The following is an 18,422-nucleotide window of genomic DNA, read 5'->3' on the forward strand; positions in this document are numbered from 1 at the left end:
CTTTTGGTTTCGATAGCGCTATTTTAATTGTGTATTTTTTAAAAATCAAGCATAAATTATTTTTTTAATATTTTACCTAAGTTCTTAGCCATTGTTTTTATTTATAAATAAAAAACTTCCAATAGGGAAGTTTTCTTTAAATATTAACGTCAATATTTCTTTCTTTTGTTATGAGTTCTAATCCCCAGAATGTCATCAACTGATTTTGGCAAATCAAAGAAATCTTTATAACGATTTAAGATTGTACCTCATCTCATATTCGCAGCATCTCTAAATTCACCAATTTTTCTCTCAACTTCATAATCGGTTAAATCATAATCAATGTCATGAGTTTCTGGTAGTAAGATTCATGACTTTCTTTCAAATCCATTATCGGTTGTTACTTCAATATAAGCATTTTGATTAAAGATGTCTTTAATATAATCTGCTAAATCATCTAAAAGATATTCATCTTGATAATTAGTTTTTGGAGCTTCTTGGATTTGTAAAGCTACAAAAACATCATCAAAAGTTTCGATGATTAAAAAAGGATCTGCAACGATATTTCCGTTTCTGTCCTTATGATCCATGATGATAATGTCACCAGGAGTTATTGCTTGTTCTCTTAATAAAGTAATTTTTCTATTTAAACTTTCCATATAAACCATTCCTCACTATTTACTTAAAATTATAAACTTTAACCCTTAAATATGAGAAAATATAAGAATTTTTTAATCGTAATTGTATACAAAAAAGAACTATTATAGGATAATTACTAAATTAATACAGCTATAAGTTTTTACTTTAATAAAAAAATCCGAAGTATACTTAGGCTATAAATAGCTCTTAAAAAAACAGAAAGGAGCAAATCAATGACTGAACAACAGACACCAACAGAATGTAATGGTGAATCTCAAAATAATGGTATTAACATAGATCCTAAAGTTGAGATGGAAGAAGAACAAAACCTCTTCCCTGAAGATGGAATTAAAGAACAAGAACAATTAAACCCTGGAGCTCCTCAAGGCAAGAAAAAGAAAAAACATTTTAAAATGTTATCTGCTTTTTCAATTATTTTTATTGTTATTGCTTTACTAGTTTTAGTAACTTGAATCCTACACTGAGCTGGAGTTACAGCTGATTTACCAAAAAGGGAAGTTAATGAAAAGGGTCAACCGCTATTCGACCCGCTTACAGGTCAACCGCTATTCGTACCCGGAGTATATGAATCGGTACCAATTCAACCTATGGGTATCTTGGATATTTTCTTCTCAGTTTTCAAAGGATTTGAAAACCAAGCTGGAATTATTATTTTTCTTCTATCGATTGGAGCTTTTGTTTTAATTGTAGTTAATTCAAAATCTTTAGATGGCTTTGCTCAATTAATCACTAGAAAATTAAAAGGAAACGAAATCTGAGCTATAGTCCCATTAATGTTATTCTTTTCTATTTGTGGAACTGTAGAAGGTTTTGCAGAAGAAACATTAGGGTTCTATATGATTTGTATCCCATTAATGTTAATGGCTGGATTTGATGTCTTTACAGGACTATTAGTAATCTTACTTGGAGCTGGTTCAGGTGTTTTAGCTTCTACAGTTAACCCCTTTGTTATTACTACAGCTATATCAGGATTAAACCAAGGAGCTGGATATCAATTTATTTCAGTTGGTGATGGTTTAGTGTGAAGACTAGTTTGTTGAATCATTATGTTAAGTGCCTCAATTTGTGCTGTAATGTTATATGCTTGAAGAATTAAAAAGAATCCTCAAAAATCAGTTACTTTCGATACTTATGAAGCTGATAAAACTTATTTCTTAAATGAAACCGAAGAACAAATTGATTTAAATTGAAGAAGAAAAACAACCTTAGTTATCTTCTTATTAACTTTTATAATCATGATTATTTATTTAATTTCATGAGATAGTATTTTAAATACGCATGCTTTTGAAAATGCTGGAGAAGAAGTAAATAAAAAAGCACCATACTTAACTGCTTTAATTCCTGGATTTGGACAAGGTGAATTAATCTATGTTGCTGCTTTCTTCTTAATCGCTTCAATTATTCTAGGATTTGTAAATGGTCTTGGAGAAGAAGGATTTATTAAACAATATATGGATGGAGCAGCAGACATCTTAAGTGTTTGTTTAATTATTGGTACTGCTGCTGGAGTTGGTGTTATTCTTCGTGAATCACACATGCAAGAATTATTTGTTAAAGGATTAGCAGGTTCAGTTGGAGGAATTAACCCAATTGGAAGAATTATTGTTCTTTACTTATTATTTATTCCATTATCATTTGTAATTCCTTCATCATCAGGATTTGCAACTGCAGTGTTCCCATTATTAGCTGGAACGGTTTCAGTTGATCCTAATGCCGCTGTATTACAAGCAGATGCTGTTGCTGGTTCTGGCTCAATCTTAGCCTTTTCATTTGGTTCAGGATTCTTGAACTTATTCTCTCCAACTTCTGGAGTTGTAATGGGTGCTTTAGGAATTGCTAGAATTAACTATGGAAAATTCTTAAAAGGAATTTGACCATTCCTATTAATGTACTTTGTTTTATCACTTGCTTTATTAGCAATCGGTGGAGCAATCGGTGGAAGCATCGCTTAAAAATATATCTAAATAAGCAAAAACTCGTTACCTAGTGGCGAGTTTTTCTTTTCAAAGTGTTAAACTTAGATAAACATTTAAAAGTGTAATTACCTTTAAATGAAACAATATAGGAGGTCATTTACCAAAAATGATAGAAATAAAAAATGTCACTAAGAGTTATGGACCAAATACAGGAAACTTTGATGTAAACATCAGCATAAAAGATGGAGAAATTTATGGTTTGCTAGGACCAAATGGTGCTGGTAAAACCACTTTAATTCGTCAAATGATGGGGTTTATTAAACCTGATTCAGGAACAATTAGTATCCTTGGTTTAGATTCTTGGAAACAGCATAAAGAAATTATGACTAGTTTAGGATATCTTGAAGGAGAAGTTGAACTATTCGATAACTTAAAAGGAATGCAATACATTAAGATGGTTGCTGATTTAAAAGGAATGAAAGATTTACAAGAAGCCGAAAGATTAATTTCTTATTTCCAATTAAATGCCAATACTAAAATTAAGAAAATGTCTAAAGGGATGAAACAAAAGATTGCCATCATTTGTGCAGTTATGAACAAACCTAAAGTTTTAATTTTAGATGAACCAACTTCTGGATTAGACCCATTAATGCAAAATCAATTTAATGAATTAATTAAATCTTTAAATAAACAAGGAACAACAATTTTCTTAAGTTCACACATCTTCCAAGATGTAGCTCAACTATGTAATCGTGTTGGTTTCTTACGCGATGGAAAACTAATTAAAGAAGAAACTATTAAAGATAGAAATATTGAAGCGTTACAAAAAGAATTCTTATCACTTTACAAAACAAAGGATGCTAAGGATTAGTTATGAAACAAACAAATACAAATATTAAAGAAAGAGAATTTGATAAGAAGTTTTCACCTTCAAAATCATTTTGAAAAGTAGTCAAATTTGAACTAACAAATAGTTGAAAATTTACCTTATTCTTCGGATTGATTTGATTAATGGTGTTGATACTATTCGTGCCATTAATGATCAATGTAAAACCAACAATTAATGGTTATCCGGGATTCAAAGTTTCAGATTATGCACCGTCAATTTCTGGTGTTAACTTTGAAGCAGACAATGGAGCAAACACTATTGGTTTAGGAACTATGGCTAGTTTTTGAATATATAGTGGTGTGGCTGTTGCTTATTTCTCTATTTACTCAGTTATTTTAATTAATAAATCAATAAATTCACAAATGAATAACGGACAAATCAATATGTGAATGTCTATGCCCTTAACTCGTAGAGAAATTATGAATGGTAAAGTTGCTACAATCATTTTTAACCAATTAATTGTTTGATTTCCAGTGTTTGTAGTTACTTTAATCATGGGTGCTTGTGTGCATCATACTAGTTCTGAAATGGGTAATTTATTCTTCTATGGAATTGAATACATTATCTTTATGATTGCTTTAACAACAATCTTTACAATGGTTTATATTGCTTTAGTAAACCATACTGTTATAGCTAATGTTTTAGCTTCAATATTTATTGTTTATGTTTTGGTGACTTGAGTTTTATCAATGTTATACACAGACATGAATATGCAAAACTTAGCATTTGCTAAGTATATTTCTCCTTCTAATTTAATCCTAAATGTCTTAGCTATTGAAAATGGAGACAATCCAATTTATAGCAATGGTGTTGGTGGAAAAGGGGTTGACTTTCCAAAAGAAGGAGCAACAAAACCTTGAGAAAAAGTTACTGTCGGAGTCTATGCTTATAAATCTTATAGTGTTGGGTTAGCTGTATTTTTCCCAATCTTAGGAATTGCAGTTTCTATTCTATGTTTCTGAGGAACAACTGAAGTTTTTGTAAAAAGAAGTTCAGGTAACACTCGCAAAGAAAGAAAAATGAATAACTCTTCTAAAGATGATAGTGAGTCAATTGAAACAGGTTATGTAGCTCCAAATTCCAAAGATCTTTCAGTTAAATTTCACAAGAAAAATGAATTTGGAAAAGTAATTCGATATGAACTTTTAAATTATTGAAAATATATTCTATTCTTCGGAATAGCTTGATTATTAGTTACAGCAATTCTTGTTCCTGTAATGAGTGGTTTTGGACCAGAAGAATTTGGACCATTTAAAAAAGCTGATTACATGCCAAGTATTGCAAATATCTCTTTAGCTATAAGTAAAAAGGGAGAAAATATTGGAAATTCTAGTGAAGTCGTGAACGGTATCGGTGATGTTATGACATGAATCTTTTTCGTGGGACCGGCAGCAGTGTTTTTCTCAGCCTTTGCCATTGTTTTAATTAACAAAAGTATAAATACTCAAGTAAAAAATGGTGAAATGACCACTTGATTATCTATGCCTTTAACTCGTAGAAAAATTATGTCAGGTAAAATAGCAACAATCTTAATTAGTCAATTAATTGTCTTTGTTCCATCATTCATAATAATTTTAATTATTGGTGGAGTTTCACACCATACAAGCGAAGAATTCTGAAATCTATTCTTATATGGGATACAATTTATATTATTTATATTTGCTTTATCAATGTTGTATTCTTTAATCTCTATTGCGCTTGTTGAAAAAACAACTATCGCTATTATGACTAATTCAATCATTGCGACATATATTCTAGTCGTTTATATAATGACAATGATTTATCAACAAGGAAACGTTCAATCATTAAAATTTGCTCAATACATAACTCCTATGTCATTTGTAATTAACACATTACAATACAATGAAGATGGGCAAAAAACATTAATGGCTAAACTTAGTGAAAATGGGTGACATCTTACAGAATACAAATTAGAACATGTATCTTATAGTGTTCCATTAGTAATTGCTTTCCCAATTCTAGATTTAGCTTTAACAGCTGGGTTTGCAATCGGAACTATAGAAATCTTTAATAAAAAAGATCTAAGTATCTAATAAAATTTATAATAAAAAAATATGACTACAAGTTAATTCTTGTAGTCATATTTTTATTTATTAAAATTCTGTTGCAGCTAATTTAATTTCTGGATCAAATTCATCAATTACTTCTTGTGGTTTCATTTTATTAAATGGTGCTGATTTTGTTCCTGACACTAGAATAGGGGTAGTTACTTTTGCACCAACAAAATCAAATGTTCCTCTTAAGTACTCTGTGTGGTTTCCTCATAGGTATCATCCATAAGGTGCTCCTTGGGTTGTTAAGATTTGAACTTTAAGATTTGGTAATAATCCTTTAGCTTCACCTTTTACACTATATTTATATGAAAAAGTTTCATTTGCTAATAAGATATGATCTAAATAATTCTTTAACATTGCTGGAATATTAAAGTTATGCATTGGTGAAACAACAATTAATTTATCAGTGTTTCTTAACTGATTAATTGCACCCATTGCATCTTTTCCTCAATAATCTTTTTGATTATCAACATTTAAAGTTTGTTGTGCGATTGGGAATGTATTTAAATCAATTTCTTCAATCTCATCATTTGGATGAGCTTCTTTATAATATTTTAAAAATCGATTCTTTAATTCTAAAGAATAAGAATTTTCTTCACTTGAAATTGTAGCTGTTAAGACTAAGACTTTACTCATGAATAATCCCTCCTTATTTGTTGTAATTATAGCACTTTAAAGGTATGTAGATTTTCGTTAAGAACAATGACTAAGGAAAGCAAAATAACATTTCACTATTCTTATAAAGATTAATATAAGTTTCCGTTATAATAAAGGTAGATAAAAATTAATAATCTTTAAGAAAACTTATATAATCCAACATATCGGGTTGGAGTCTCTACCTAGCACCAATGCTAGATTATGAGTTTTACAAAAACACATTAACACTTATGTAGAGTGCATTTTTTAGGTTTTCTTATGAAACTTAGTAATGCATTTTACTTTGGGTGTTAATTTTTTTAGTTTTAAAGGAGTTTTTTATGCTAAATAGTAGAGATTATAAGACTCTTGTTGTGGTTGGTTCACAATGAGGTGATGAAGGAAAAGGGAAAATTACTGACTTTTACGCGCAAGATGCAGACTTAGTTGTTCGTTTTGCTGGTGGAGATAATGCTGGTCACGTAATTTGAAATGAAGGTAAAAAATATAAAGTAACAATTGTACCTTCAGGAATCTTAAACCCCAAAGTTATGAACGTAATTGGAAACGGTTGTGTTGTTAACTTAAATAAATTAAATGATGAAATGGCTATCTTAAACAAAGCTGGAGTTGATACAAAAAACCTATTTGTATCAGATAGAGCTCACGTTATTTTTAAATACAATGAAGTAATTGATGAATTACAAGAAGAACAAAGACAAAATAGAAAAATCGGAACTACAAAAAGAGGAATTGGTCCAACTTATGCTGATAAAGCATCACGTTGTGGAATCAGAATCTGTGATTTTGCAGAACCTAATTTCAAAGACTTATTAGAAGAACAAGTTGAATACCACAATAAATTAATTACAGATATTTATGGTGGACAACCATTAGACTTCAACACCATCTATGAAGATGCATTAAAACAATATGCAAACATTAAAGATAGAATTGTTGATTCTGGAAGCTATGTAAACCAAGCAATTAGAGATAATAAATTCGTTTTATTTGAAGGAGCACAAGGAGTTCTTTTAGATATCGATCATGGAACTTATCCATTTGTAACAAGTTCAAATACAACTGCAAACAACGTAAGTATTGGAACAGGAATCCACAACAAACTAATTAATAAAGTTGTTGGGGTTGCTAAAGCTTATGATACTCGTGTTGGAACTGGTGGATTCCCAACAGAATTACTAGATGCAACTGGAGATAGAATTCGTGAACGTGGTCACGAATATGGATCAAATACTGGACGTCCTCGTCGTATTGGATGATTTGATGCTGTAGCCATGAATTATTCAATTAGAACTGGTGGATTAGATGCTTTATTCATTACTTTATTAGATGTTCTTGATACAGAAGAAACTGTAAAAATTTGTACAGGTTACAAATACAATGGAAAAGTTATTGATACTATTCCAGCATCAAATACTGAATATGAAAAATGTGAACCAGTTTATGAAGAACTACCTGGATGACAAGAAGATATTACTAAGGTGACTTCATTTGACCAATTACCTAAAAATGCTCAAAACTACATTAACAGAATTGCTGAATTATGTGATGTAGCAATCCAAGGTTTCTCAGTTGGACCAGACCGTCATCAAACAGTAACTATGTTAGATAAATTTGAAGGTTAATTATGATTGATAGATACGAAGTAAAAGAAATCGCTGATATCTGAGATGATGACAATAAATTAAAGATCTGAACTTTAATTGAAGAGTTAGTTGTTGAAGGTTGATCAAAAATTGGGGTAGTTCCTCAAAGCGATGTTGATGCAATTAAAAAGAACATTAAAATCGATAGACCAAGAATGTTAGAAATTGAAAAAGAAACTAAACACGATGTTGTAGCCTTTACAAGAATGTTAAGCGAATCATTAGGTGATGAACGTAAATGAATCCATTTAGGAATCACTTCAACTGATATTGTTGATACTGCTCAAAACTACATGGTTAAACAATCTTCAAAATATGTTTTAGAAGATATTAAAAAACTTGAAGAAGAATTAGATTCATTATCAAAAAAATATAAAGACACTTTAATCATGGGTAGAACTCACGGGATGTATGGAGAACCAACATCTTTAGGATTAAAATTCCTGCTATGATTAGAAGAAGTTAAAAGACAAGAAAAAAGACTACGTGCAGCCTTTGATGATGTATGTGTAACTAAAATTTCTGGGTCTATGGGTAACTATGCAAACTTAGAAATTTCTGTAGAAGAATACGTAGCTGGAAAATTAGGAATGAAACGTGATAATCTATCTACACAAGTTTCTCAAAGAGATCGTTTAGCATCACTTTATCTAGCTATGGCTAACCTTTCTACAACTTTTGAAAAGGTTGCTACAGAAATTCGCTTGCTACAACGTAGTGAAGTTAAAGAAATCATGGAAGGTTTTAGTAAAAACCAAAAAGGTTCTTCTTCTATGCCGCATAAAAAGAATCCTATTAGTTCAGAAAACATTACTGGTTTATCAAGAATGTTAAGAGCTTATATTATTCCTGGTTTAGAAAATAACGTGCTATGACACGAAAGAGATATTTCTCATTCATCAAACGAAAGAATCATTTTACCTGACTCATTAAACTTAGTATGTTACATAGCAAGAAGATTAACAAATGTTTTAGAAAATATCGTTGTTAATGAAGATGCAATGTTAGAACACATTAATAGTTCAAACAATATTTTCTATTCTCAACCATTAATGACATTTATTATCATGAACACAAATCACTCACGTGAAGAAGTTTATGACTTTGTTCAAAAATGTACTATGGAAGCTATGAAAGACAACAAAGACTTCAAACAAGTATTAATTGATAATGATGTTTATAAATATATTTCAAAAGAAGATTTCGATAAATTATTTAATCCAAACTACTTCTTGAGAAATGTTGATGAAATGTATAAAAAAGTAAATAATTAATCGTTAAGCAACCTTGAAAAAGGTTGTTTTTCTTTGTAAATAACCAATTAGAAAATCACAAAGAAGTATAATTAACTTAACAAAGAAACGAGGTATTTTTTATGAATAAAAAATGAACCAAAGAAGAGTTAGACAACATCTGAGAAGCTTATGTTGGTAACGGAGATTACATGGCAGAAATTGATAGTCAATTTAGACTAGATTTAGGAAAATGACATTTCGCTACTGAAGCTCCATGTTCTTGATGTGGAGAAGCAATGCTAAAAAGCGCTTATGGAACTACAACTTCAGAACAAGAAGAACCTTGTGCTTGAGATGTTGATTACTATAATAATGATAAAGAAGATGACGAACTACCAAATCTTCAACCAATGCATCCTTGATGTATTAAAGAAAAAGAAAATAATTAATGATTAACCCAAACAACGTTAAATTAAAAAGAGCCTATGAACCAGCTGATAGTAGTGATGGTTTACGATTTTTAGTCGATAGATTATGACCCAGAGGGATTAGCAAAGAACGTGCTGATTTAACTGGTGGTTGATTAAAAGATATTGCGCCAAGTACTGAACTTAGAAAATGATTTAATCATCAACCAGATAGATGAGATCAATTCCAAGTTAAATACAAAGAAGAATTAAAAGGTAGTTTAGAACAACAAGCTTTAAATCAATTAAAAGAAGCTGCAGAAAAACAAGTTATTACTTTAGTTTATGGAGCTAAAGATGAAACTGAAAATGAAGCTGTAGTCATAAGAAATGTATTAATAGAAAAGTAGAGAATTAATTAATATGATTGCTAATTCAGCAGCTGGATTGATATTTTTTATTTCTGGAGATTTAGTCTATAATTTAGCACTTTTAGATGATATTAAAACTAAAAAAAGTGATGCCAAAGCTAAGGCTCGATTTCAAGATGCAATTGATGTGCCGATAGATTCACATGAGGAACTAATTTTAAATAGTATAAAATATGGCTTCAATATAATTAGTTCAGAAAAGCATGAATATCTTGATTGAGAATTTATCAAGTTCCTCAATTCTATAGTTGAAAGAGACGTTGTGAATTTATCAGAAGATAATGGAAGATATTTTATAGCAGTTAAATGAGGGAAGAACGACATTTCTCCTTTAGAAGAAAAAGAAGTTAAAACTAAAATAGATAATCTAAATAAAATTAAAGACCCAAAAATAAGAGCTATAGAATTCCTTTTATATTCATTAACATCTAAACTTTTTGGAGAAGGCAATAAAAGGATGTCTTTCTTAGTGACCAACTCAGTTTTAATTTCTAATAATATCGGAATTTTAAGTGTACAAAAAAAGAATATTAAAAAATTTAATACAGCTTTAAAAAAATATTCTAATGATAAGAACGAAATTAATAAAAACAAACTTTGAGAAATCTTGGATAGAAGCATTATCACCGCAGAGCATTCTGATTATTATGTGTACTAGATATAGTCAATTTTTAGCAAATAAAACCGCCTAATTTCTTTATTGGCTATTTTTGGTAAAATTATAACGTTTATATAAATAGGAGTGAAATAAAATGGGCAAAAAATACAGATTAAGATATGCACCAAGTCCTACAGGATATCTACATATCGGTAATACAAGAACTGCATTAATGGATTATTTATTTGCAAAACACTATGACGGAGATTTTATTGTAAGAATCGAAGACACAGATATAGCAAGAAATGTTGACGATGCAATTGAATCACAATTCAGTAACTTAATGTGATTAGGAATTATTCCAGATGAATCAATCGTTGAAGAACAATCACCAATTACAAAAGAACAATATAAAGAATTAAGTGATAAATATGGGCACTATCAACAATCAATGAAATTTGATCGTTATGTAGAATTAGCAGAAAAACTTATACACGAGAGAAAAGCTTATAAATGTTTCTGTACTACAGATGAATTAGAAAAAGATCGTGAAGAACAAGAAGCTAAAGGAAATCCTTCTCCACAATACAATTTAAAATGTTTTAAATTATCAAAAGAAGAAGTAAAAGCTAAAGAGGAAGCTGGAGTTCCTTATTCAATTAGATTCCATGTTCCAGAAAACAAAGAATACATTATTAACGATTTAGTTCGTGGTGAAGTTAAATTTGAATCTGAAAACATCGGAGACTTTGTAATTGTTAAACAAAACGGAATTGCAACTTACAACTTTGCTGTTGTTGTTGATGATCATGATATGGAAATCACAACTGTGGTTCGTGGAGAAGAACATATTTCTAATACCCCACGTCAATTAATGATTTATGATGCTTTTGGATGAAGTTATCCAGAGTTTGCTCACCTTTCATTAATTGTTGATGAAACACATAAAAAACTTTCAAAACGTAGTGGTAATGCTTTATTCTTCATTGAACAATACCGTAACCAAGGATATTTACCACAAGCAGTATTTAACTACATTGCTTTATTAGGATGATCACCTGTTGGTGAACAAGAAATTCTTTCAAAAGAAGAATTAATTGCTCAATTTGATGAAAAACGTTTCAGCAAATCTCCATCTACTTTTGACATGGTAAAAATGAAATGAATTAATTCACAATACATGAAATCAATTTCAGAAACTGAATATTTAACTTTCATTAAACCATTTATTGATAATTCAAGATTCAATCTTGAAAACGTTGATGAAAATTGATTAAACCAAGTTCTATTATTATTTAAAAAAGAAATTGAATTTGGATTACAAATCAACGATCACTTAGACTTATTCTTCAATGACATTAAGGTTAGTGAAGATGCTTTAAACCAATTAAAAGAAATTGGTGATTATGATAATTTAATTAACATCTTTGAAAACAACTTAACAAACATCACTGATTGAACTGTTGATAACATTCAACAAGTGATTAAAACTTCTGGTAAAGAAGCTGATAAAAAAGGAAAAGCTATGTTTATGCCAATCCGTATCTTTGCTACTAAATCAGAACATGGACCTAGTTTAGCTGAAGTAATTTACTTACTAGGAAAAGAAAAAGTATTAAACAATATTAAAGAAGTTAAAGGAACAATCAATGCAAAATAAAGAAATCAAAACTATTAGAGATGCGGTTCATGGAGATATTAAATTCTCAGACCCAATCTTCTTTGAATTAATTAACACACAAGAATTCCAAAGGCTGAGAAGAATTGCTCAACTTGGAGGAGCACAATTTGCTTATCCAAGTGCAACGCACACCAGATTCACTCACTCAATCGGGGTTTACTATGTCTTAAATCAATTTTTAGAAAATCCCTCAATTGCTAATGCTTTATCTGATGAAGATAAAACTTTAGTTTTAATGGCTGGATTATTACATGATATTGGTCATGGGCCTTTTTCTCACAGTTTTGAAAGAATCACAAACGGACATCATGAAGAATATTCTCAAGCAATCATTACTAATGAAAATGGAAACATTGCTAAGATTATTAAAGCTCATGGCTATAATCCAAGTGATGTTGCCAACATCATTAAAGGAACTTATAAAAACCCAATTGTAAATCTTTTAGTTAGTTCGCAACTTGATGCTGATAGATTAGATTATTTACAACGTGATTCTTATTTTGCTGGAGTTGACTATACATCTTTAGACACTCCTTGGTTAATTAATAACGCAAAGATTATTGATAATAAAATTGTTTTTAACAAAAAAGCAATTTATGCTGTTGAATCATATCTTCTTGGACGTTATCACATGTTTAGACAAGTTTATAATCATAAGATTTCATTAGCTTTTGATGCTATGATTCAAGTTTGATTTAAACGTTTAAAAGACTTATACAATAACAACTTTAATTTTAAAAGTGAACGTTTAAAATATTTCTTCTCAGACATCTTAGAAGGAAAAGATTTACCATTAGATAAATATCTTCAATTAGATGACTTTACAATGGATGATCTTTTTAAACAATCACAATTAGAAGATGACAAAATCTTAAATGATTTAGCAACAAAAATTTTAAATAGAAATTTCTTTGATGTTTATTTAATGGAAAACATTAATTTAGAAAAAGAAAAAGAAAATCTAGTTAAAAAAGGTTTAGATCCTAATTATTACTTATTAGAAGATAAACCAAAAAAACCTTATGTTTATCAAAACGGAATGGTTGATGGTAAAGATGAAAAGATTTATTTCTTTGACTCAAAAGACAACAAAATCCTTTCTTTATCTGACCTTTCAGAATTAGCTGAAGCCTTTGAAAATATTAATAAAGAAAAAACAAGAGAAATTGTTTTTATTTCAAAATAATTAGTGTAATATAAGTAAATGATTTTATATATTAAAAGGAGCTAAAAGAATGGCAAAATTATCAAATGTAGAAGTTGCTTACCAATTTTTACAAGATAAACCTAATGGAGCAGATTTTAATACTGTTTGAAATGAAGTTGCTTCAAACATTCATGCTGACAATGACGATAAATCAAAATTAATTGCTGATTTATACGCCGACATGGTGTTAGACAACCGTTTCGCTTTAACTAGCGATGGTAAATGAGCTTTAAAAAGTTCACAAAGTCTTGACGACTTAAAGAAAAAATATGACTTTGTTGAATCATTCGACTTCAACACTGATTTTGACGACATCGAAGATGACGCTAAAAGTGATGAAGACGAAGACGAAACTGAAGATGAGGAAGACGACGAAGACGAAAGCACAATGTTCGTTTCAGATGAAGACTCATACGACGACGAGGATAATTAAAAGTAGTTGTTAGATTAATTTTTAACGACTTCTTTTTTATTTTAAGGATTTAAAAGGAGATTAAATTTATGAAAAAGAATTCAAAATTTGTATTTGTAACTGGTGGAGTAGTTTCTGGATTAGGTAAAGGAATCACAGGTTCTTCACTAGGTTTATTATTAAAAAATAGTGGTTTAGATATTTTCATGCAAAAAATGGATCCATATCTAAATATCGATCCTGGAACTATGTCACCATTTGAACATGGTGAAGTTTATGTTACTAATGATGGTGGAGAAACTGATTTAGACTTAGGACACTATGAAAGATTTATTGATACTAACTTAACTAAACAATCATCAACTAGTGCTGGAAAAATTTATGCTGATGTTTTAGAAAAAGAACGTAAAGGTGAATGAGGTGGAAAAACTATTCAAGTTATTCCTCATATTACTGATGCAATTAAAGCAAAAATTTATGAAGGTGCAGAAACTTCAAATGCTGATGTTGTGATTACTGAAATCGGGGGAACTGTTGGAGATATTGAATCTCAACCTTTCATTGAAGCAATTAGACAAGTAAGAATGGAACAAGGAAAAGAAAATGTTTTATTCATCCATGTTGGTTTATTACCTTACTTATCAGCATCAAAAGAATATAAAACAAAACCAATCCAACATTCAGTTAAAGAATTATTAGGAATGGGAATTCAACCAGATGTAATTGTGACTCGTTCAGATAAACCAGTTGAACAAGATTTATTAAAGAAAATTTCATTATTTTGTAATATTCCAGAAAAGAATGTTATTCAAAATACTAATGCTGAAACTATTTATGAAGTTCCATTAGAATTAGAAAAACAAAACTTACAAGATATTGTAATTGACCAATTACAACTACAAGATCGTACTCATAAGTTAGACATGACTGATTGAAATAATTTTATTAAGAAAATTAAAAACTCAACAGAAGAAATTGAAGTTTCAATCGTTGGTAAATACATCGATTTACCAGATGCTTATCTTTCAGTAATTGAATCATTAAAAATTGCTGGTTATGACAATGACAGAAAAGTAAAAATTAAATGAGTTCAAGCAGAAGATATCACACCAGATAACGTTGATTCAATCTTAAAAGATTCTCAAGGAATTTTAGTTCCAGGAGGATTTGGATCACGTGGAGTTGAAGGAATGATTACAGCTGCTAGTTATGCTAGAAAAAATAATATTCCTTACTTAGGATTATGTTTAGGAATGCAAGTTGCGACTATTTCTATGGTTCGTGATTTATTAGGAAAAACTCAAGCGACTTCAACTGAATTTGATGCTCAAACTAGTGAACCTGTATTTGATTACATTCGTGGAGTTGATAAAGAAAACATTGGTGGAACTTTAAGATTAGGAAACCAACCAACTAAACTATTAAAAGGTAGTTTAGCAGAAGAACTTTATCAAGCAGATACTGCTCATGAACGTCACCGTCACCGTTATGAATTTAACGCTCCTAAATATCGTGAAGCATTAGAAGATAAAGGAGTTTTATTCTCAGGAATTTTTGAAGAAAAAGATTTATATGAAATTGTTGAAATTCCAGGACATAAATTCTTTATAGCTTCTCAATACCACCCAGAATTTACATCAAGACCAAACAAACCAAACCCATTATTCAACGGATTTGTTAAAGCTATTAAAGCTGATCAAGATGCTAAAAAATAATATATATTAAAGAGAATTCACAATTAGTGAATTCTTTTTTTAATTTTTCAAGTTTTTTAACTAGTCGCTTCCTTTAAAAAGAGGGGTGGATTGTATACAATATTAAAGTTATATTAGATTATGCAAATAGACTGGAGCACCAAACTAGGATGGAAATGCTACTAACACCTGAAGATCTTGAACGCCAGACCGATCAAGTTAATGAAGGTAAGAAAAAAGTAGAGAAAGTTGAAAAGAAGATGGCTTCTTGACAACAATCCCAAGTTGACGATTTACAAAGACAATACGACAAAGCTGTAAAAAAAGTTGAATATGCTCGTGACAAGAAAAAAGACAAAGTCGAACTTTCAAAAGCACGTAAACGTTCAAAAGAATCTTTAGCTGATGTTGATAAATACCAAGATAAAATCTTGAAAGTCAAAATCGATAACGAAAAAAGAATTCTTGATAAAGCTAAATACGAACATAAAGTTCAAATCGCTGATATTAAGAAAGCTGAAAAAACAAAATTAGATGAATTTAAAAATGCTCATGATAAAAAAGTAACAAGCATCAAAAATACAAAAGATGAAGCAACTGTTATTAATTTAATTGAACAAAAATTCGCTGAAGAAAACAAAAAAATTGAAACTCAAAAAAAAGTTAGATTAATTAATGCTGATAACTATCATGAACAACAATTAGCAAACGCTAAAAAAGTTAAATGTCATAAAACAAAATTAGCACAAAAAGAAAATCTTTCAGAAGTTGAGATGACTAAACGCTTAGGGGAAATTAAAACTAATTACTCTAAAAAAATTGCTCAAATTGAAGAAGACACTACTGCTCGTATCAGTAGAGCTGAACAAGAAGCTACTGAAAAACATGCAAGTGTTGAAAACAGAAAAGCAGATGCAATTCAAAAAGCAAAATCACGTTCTTATGGTGATTGCAAAGATTGTTTAGTAAACACAAACAGTGAGTATCAAACAAAAGTTGACAACATAAAAGCAAAAAGTGCGCATAAAACTGAAAAAGCTGATGCTACTTTAGCAAAAGCTCAAAGCAAATATGATGAAAACGTTTCAAAAATTGAAGCTAAACATCAAGAAAGTGCCAAAAAAGCACATGATAAATTTGCTGCTAAAAAACCTTTAAGTGCTGATAAATTAAAAGCTTTAAAACATAAAAATGACGTAATCATTGCTGGATTAACTTCTTATCAAAAAGATAGAGTTGCTGAATATGATCACGAAATTGATTTATTAACACAAAACCTTAACCAAGGGGTTATTGATATCAATGATGGAGCAAAATCAAACATTTCTCAAGCTGAGAAAACTAATGTTGATGCTGTTTCTAGAAAATATGATAAAAAGAACTTCAAATTAAACTTCAAAAAAGAAGCTCGTAAATTAATTTCTGAAGATGAATGAAATCATAAACAACATCATAAACTTGTTAGAAATCTTTACGATGAATCAAATAAAAACTATACACCAACATCAGTTATCTTTGCTGATTTCTTTGTTAATCAAAAAGATCATGCCGAAGATTAATGATTAAACACTCAAACTAAATTTGCTCGTTGTAGTGAATGAGGAATTAAAGAGTGATTAAACGTTAAAATTTGAAAAATGCCTATGTACATTTACATCGTATTATTAGGTATTGCTATCGCTGTTATTGCTACAGGATATGCACAAATGAACATGTTATACCCAATGTTTATTCTATTTACCATTGCGATTATTGGGGGAGAAATCTTCTCAAGAATTCCAATCTGAAATAAATATTTAGGTGGAGCTGTTATGGGATGTATGTTTATTGGTGCATTCCTTGTGTTCTTTAACGCAATTCCAAAAGATTGAATGGTTTATGACTCAATCAAAACTTGATTTAACGGACAAGGATTCTTAGACTTCTATATTTCTGTTATCTTAATCTGTTCTGTTTTAGTCGTACCAAGAAAAATCTTGATGAAAGCCTTAGGAGGATTCATTATTATTCTTGCTATCGGTTCTGTAGCTGGTGCTGGATTAGGAATCTTAGGAGGATTAATCGTTGGGGTTGATGCTAAATCAACAATTATTAACTATACTTTACCTATTCTTGGGGGAGGTAACGGAGCTGGAACTGTTCCAATGTCTCAAGTTATTTCTCAAAACTATGGAGATAAAGTTGGAGGAGATTGATACTCAGGAGCAGTTGCTATTACAGTTATTGCCAACATCTTCTCAATTCTATTTGCTGCTATCTTAGCAGGTGTAGGAAAATCTAAACCTGAACTTTCTGGTGGAGGAAACTTAACAAAAAGTAACATCCACGTAATTGAAGATAAAAAACCTTTAAACGATAGAAACATTGCAGCTTCTCTTGTTTTAACTTTAGGAATTTATGTTTTATCAACAATTATTTCAAACCAAATCTTAACAAAAGACGTTATTAAAATTAACTTACCAAACTACGTTTGAATGATCGTAATTTGTTTATTATTAAACGTTGCAGATATCTTACCAAGTGATATGAAACAAGGAATGGCAAAAATCCAAACTTTCATCTCTAAACAAACTACTTGATTAGTTATGTTAGCAATCGGTATTACAAGTATCGACTTATCTGCCTTTGTTAAAGCTTTAACAGGACAAACAATCTTTATTACATTATTAACTGTAATGGGATGTGTATTTGTGCCAATGTTATTAGCTAAAGCATTCCAATTCTACCCAATTGAAGCTGGAATCACCGCTGGATGCTGTATGACTGCACAAGGGGGAGCTGGAGTAATCGCAGTTCTTGGTGCTTCAAACAGAACCGAATTAATGCCTTACGGACAAATTTCTACTCGTATCGGAGGAGCTGTAGTCTTGATCGTTGCATCAGTCTTATTTGCTTCTTGAAACCCATCAATGTATATGATGTAGGTTGAAGATAG

General features: G+C 30.1%; 16 protein-coding genes and 1 riboswitch. Of the genes, 14 read left to right on the forward strand and 2 right to left on the reverse strand.

What is annotated here, in order from left to right; genetic code table 4:
• Positions 1 to 143: 143 nt before the first annotated feature.
• Positions 144 to 638 (reverse strand): hypothetical protein, encoded by a 495-nt coding sequence (locus CP520_RS03265; RefSeq protein WP_096863018.1) that lies wholly within the window; start codon positions 636 to 638, stop codon positions 144 to 146.
• Positions 639 to 1,031: 393 nt separating this feature from the next.
• Here CP520_RS03265 and CP520_RS03270 point away from each other — a divergent pair, with 393 nt between their 5' ends.
• The 3 genes from CP520_RS03270 to CP520_RS03280 all read left to right on the forward strand — a co-directional run bounded on the left by CP520_RS03270 (position 1,032) and on the right by CP520_RS03280 (position 5,498).
• A complete protein-coding gene (locus CP520_RS03270; protein ID WP_096863139.1) occupies positions 1,032 to 2,591 on the forward strand; it encodes a YfcC family protein in 1,560 nt (519 codons plus the stop codon).
• A gap of 130 nt (positions 2,592 to 2,721) precedes the next feature.
• Complete coding sequence (locus CP520_RS03275) at positions 2,722 to 3,426, forward strand: ABC transporter ATP-binding protein (RefSeq protein WP_096863019.1); 705 nt, start codon at positions 2,722 to 2,724, stop codon at positions 3,424 to 3,426.
• Positions 3,427 to 3,428: 2 nt separating this feature from the next.
• Entirely contained in the window at positions 3,429 to 5,498 is a 2,070-nt protein-coding gene (locus CP520_RS03280; protein ID WP_096863020.1) for an ABC transporter permease subunit, read from the forward strand.
• Positions 5,499 to 5,558: 60 nt separating this feature from the next.
• Here CP520_RS03280 and CP520_RS03285 read toward each other — a convergent pair whose 3' ends face one another.
• The gene (locus CP520_RS03285) at positions 5,559 to 6,155 is read right to left on the reverse strand and encodes an FMN-dependent NADH-azoreductase (RefSeq protein WP_096863021.1); all 597 of its coding nucleotides are present in this window, start codon (positions 6,153 to 6,155) and stop codon (positions 5,559 to 5,561) included.
• Between the two features lie 148 nt (positions 6,156 to 6,303).
• A riboswitch (purine riboswitch) is annotated at positions 6,304 to 6,398 on the forward strand.
• A gap of 98 nt (positions 6,399 to 6,496) precedes the next feature.
• On the opposite strand from CP520_RS03285, the gene CP520_RS03290 reads away from it, so the two are divergent.
• From CP520_RS03290 to CP520_RS03340, 11 genes are all read left to right on the forward strand, one after another.
• Positions 6,497 to 7,801, forward strand: coding sequence for an adenylosuccinate synthase (locus tag CP520_RS03290; RefSeq protein ID WP_096863022.1), 1,305 nt, complete (start codon positions 6,497 to 6,499; stop codon positions 7,799 to 7,801).
• A 2-nt stretch (positions 7,802 to 7,803) separates the two neighbouring features.
• The gene (purB, locus tag CP520_RS03295) at positions 7,804 to 9,096 is read left to right on the forward strand and encodes an adenylosuccinate lyase (RefSeq protein WP_096863023.1); all 1,293 of its coding nucleotides are present in this window, start codon (positions 7,804 to 7,806) and stop codon (positions 9,094 to 9,096) included.
• A 101-nt stretch (positions 9,097 to 9,197) separates the two neighbouring features.
• A complete protein-coding gene (locus CP520_RS03300) occupies positions 9,198 to 9,506 on the forward strand; it encodes a hypothetical protein (RefSeq protein ID WP_096863024.1) in 309 nt (102 codons plus the stop codon).
• Complete coding sequence (locus CP520_RS03305; protein ID WP_096863025.1) at positions 9,506 to 9,874, forward strand: DUF488 domain-containing protein; 369 nt, start codon at positions 9,506 to 9,508, stop codon at positions 9,872 to 9,874. The genes CP520_RS03300 and CP520_RS03305 overlap by 1 nt, the downstream gene beginning before the upstream one ends.
• Before the next feature lie 13 nt (positions 9,875 to 9,887).
• A complete protein-coding gene (locus tag CP520_RS03310; RefSeq protein ID WP_096863026.1) occupies positions 9,888 to 10,553 on the forward strand; it encodes a hypothetical protein in 666 nt (221 codons plus the stop codon).
• Between the two features lie 94 nt (positions 10,554 to 10,647).
• On the forward strand, positions 10,648 to 12,153 hold the full coding sequence (gene gltX, locus CP520_RS03315; RefSeq protein WP_096863027.1) for a glutamate--tRNA ligase: 1,506 nt from the start codon (positions 10,648 to 10,650) through the stop codon (positions 12,151 to 12,153).
• The gene (locus CP520_RS03320; protein WP_096863028.1) at positions 12,143 to 13,360 is read left to right on the forward strand and encodes an HD domain-containing protein; all 1,218 of its coding nucleotides are present in this window, start codon (positions 12,143 to 12,145) and stop codon (positions 13,358 to 13,360) included. The genes gltX and CP520_RS03320 overlap by 11 nt, the downstream gene beginning before the upstream one ends.
• 49 nt (positions 13,361 to 13,409) lie before the next feature.
• Entirely contained in the window at positions 13,410 to 13,814 is a 405-nt protein-coding gene (gene rpoE / locus CP520_RS03325) for a DNA-directed RNA polymerase subunit delta (protein ID WP_096863029.1), read from the forward strand.
• Positions 13,815 to 13,882: 68 nt separating this feature from the next.
• Positions 13,883 to 15,508 carry a CTP synthase gene (locus tag CP520_RS03330; RefSeq protein ID WP_096863030.1) on the forward strand — a complete coding sequence of 542 codons (1,626 nt, stop codon included), beginning with the start codon at positions 13,883 to 13,885 and terminating at the stop codon, positions 15,506 to 15,508.
• 149 nt (positions 15,509 to 15,657) lie between these two features.
• Positions 15,658 to 17,046 carry a hypothetical protein gene (locus CP520_RS03335; protein ID WP_096863031.1) on the forward strand — a complete coding sequence of 463 codons (1,389 nt, stop codon included), beginning with the start codon at positions 15,658 to 15,660 and terminating at the stop codon, positions 17,044 to 17,046.
• Positions 17,047 to 17,124: 78 nt separating this feature from the next.
• Positions 17,125 to 18,411 (forward strand): 2-hydroxycarboxylate transporter family protein, encoded by a 1,287-nt coding sequence (locus CP520_RS03340; protein WP_096863032.1) that lies wholly within the window; start codon positions 17,125 to 17,127, stop codon positions 18,409 to 18,411.
• The last annotated feature ends 11 nt before the right edge of the window (positions 18,412 to 18,422 follow it).

Source organism: Mesoplasma lactucae ATCC 49193 (genome assembly GCF_002441935.1).
GTDB lineage: Bacteria > Bacillota_I > Bacilli_A > Mycoplasmatales > Mycoplasmataceae > Edwardiiplasma > Edwardiiplasma lactucae.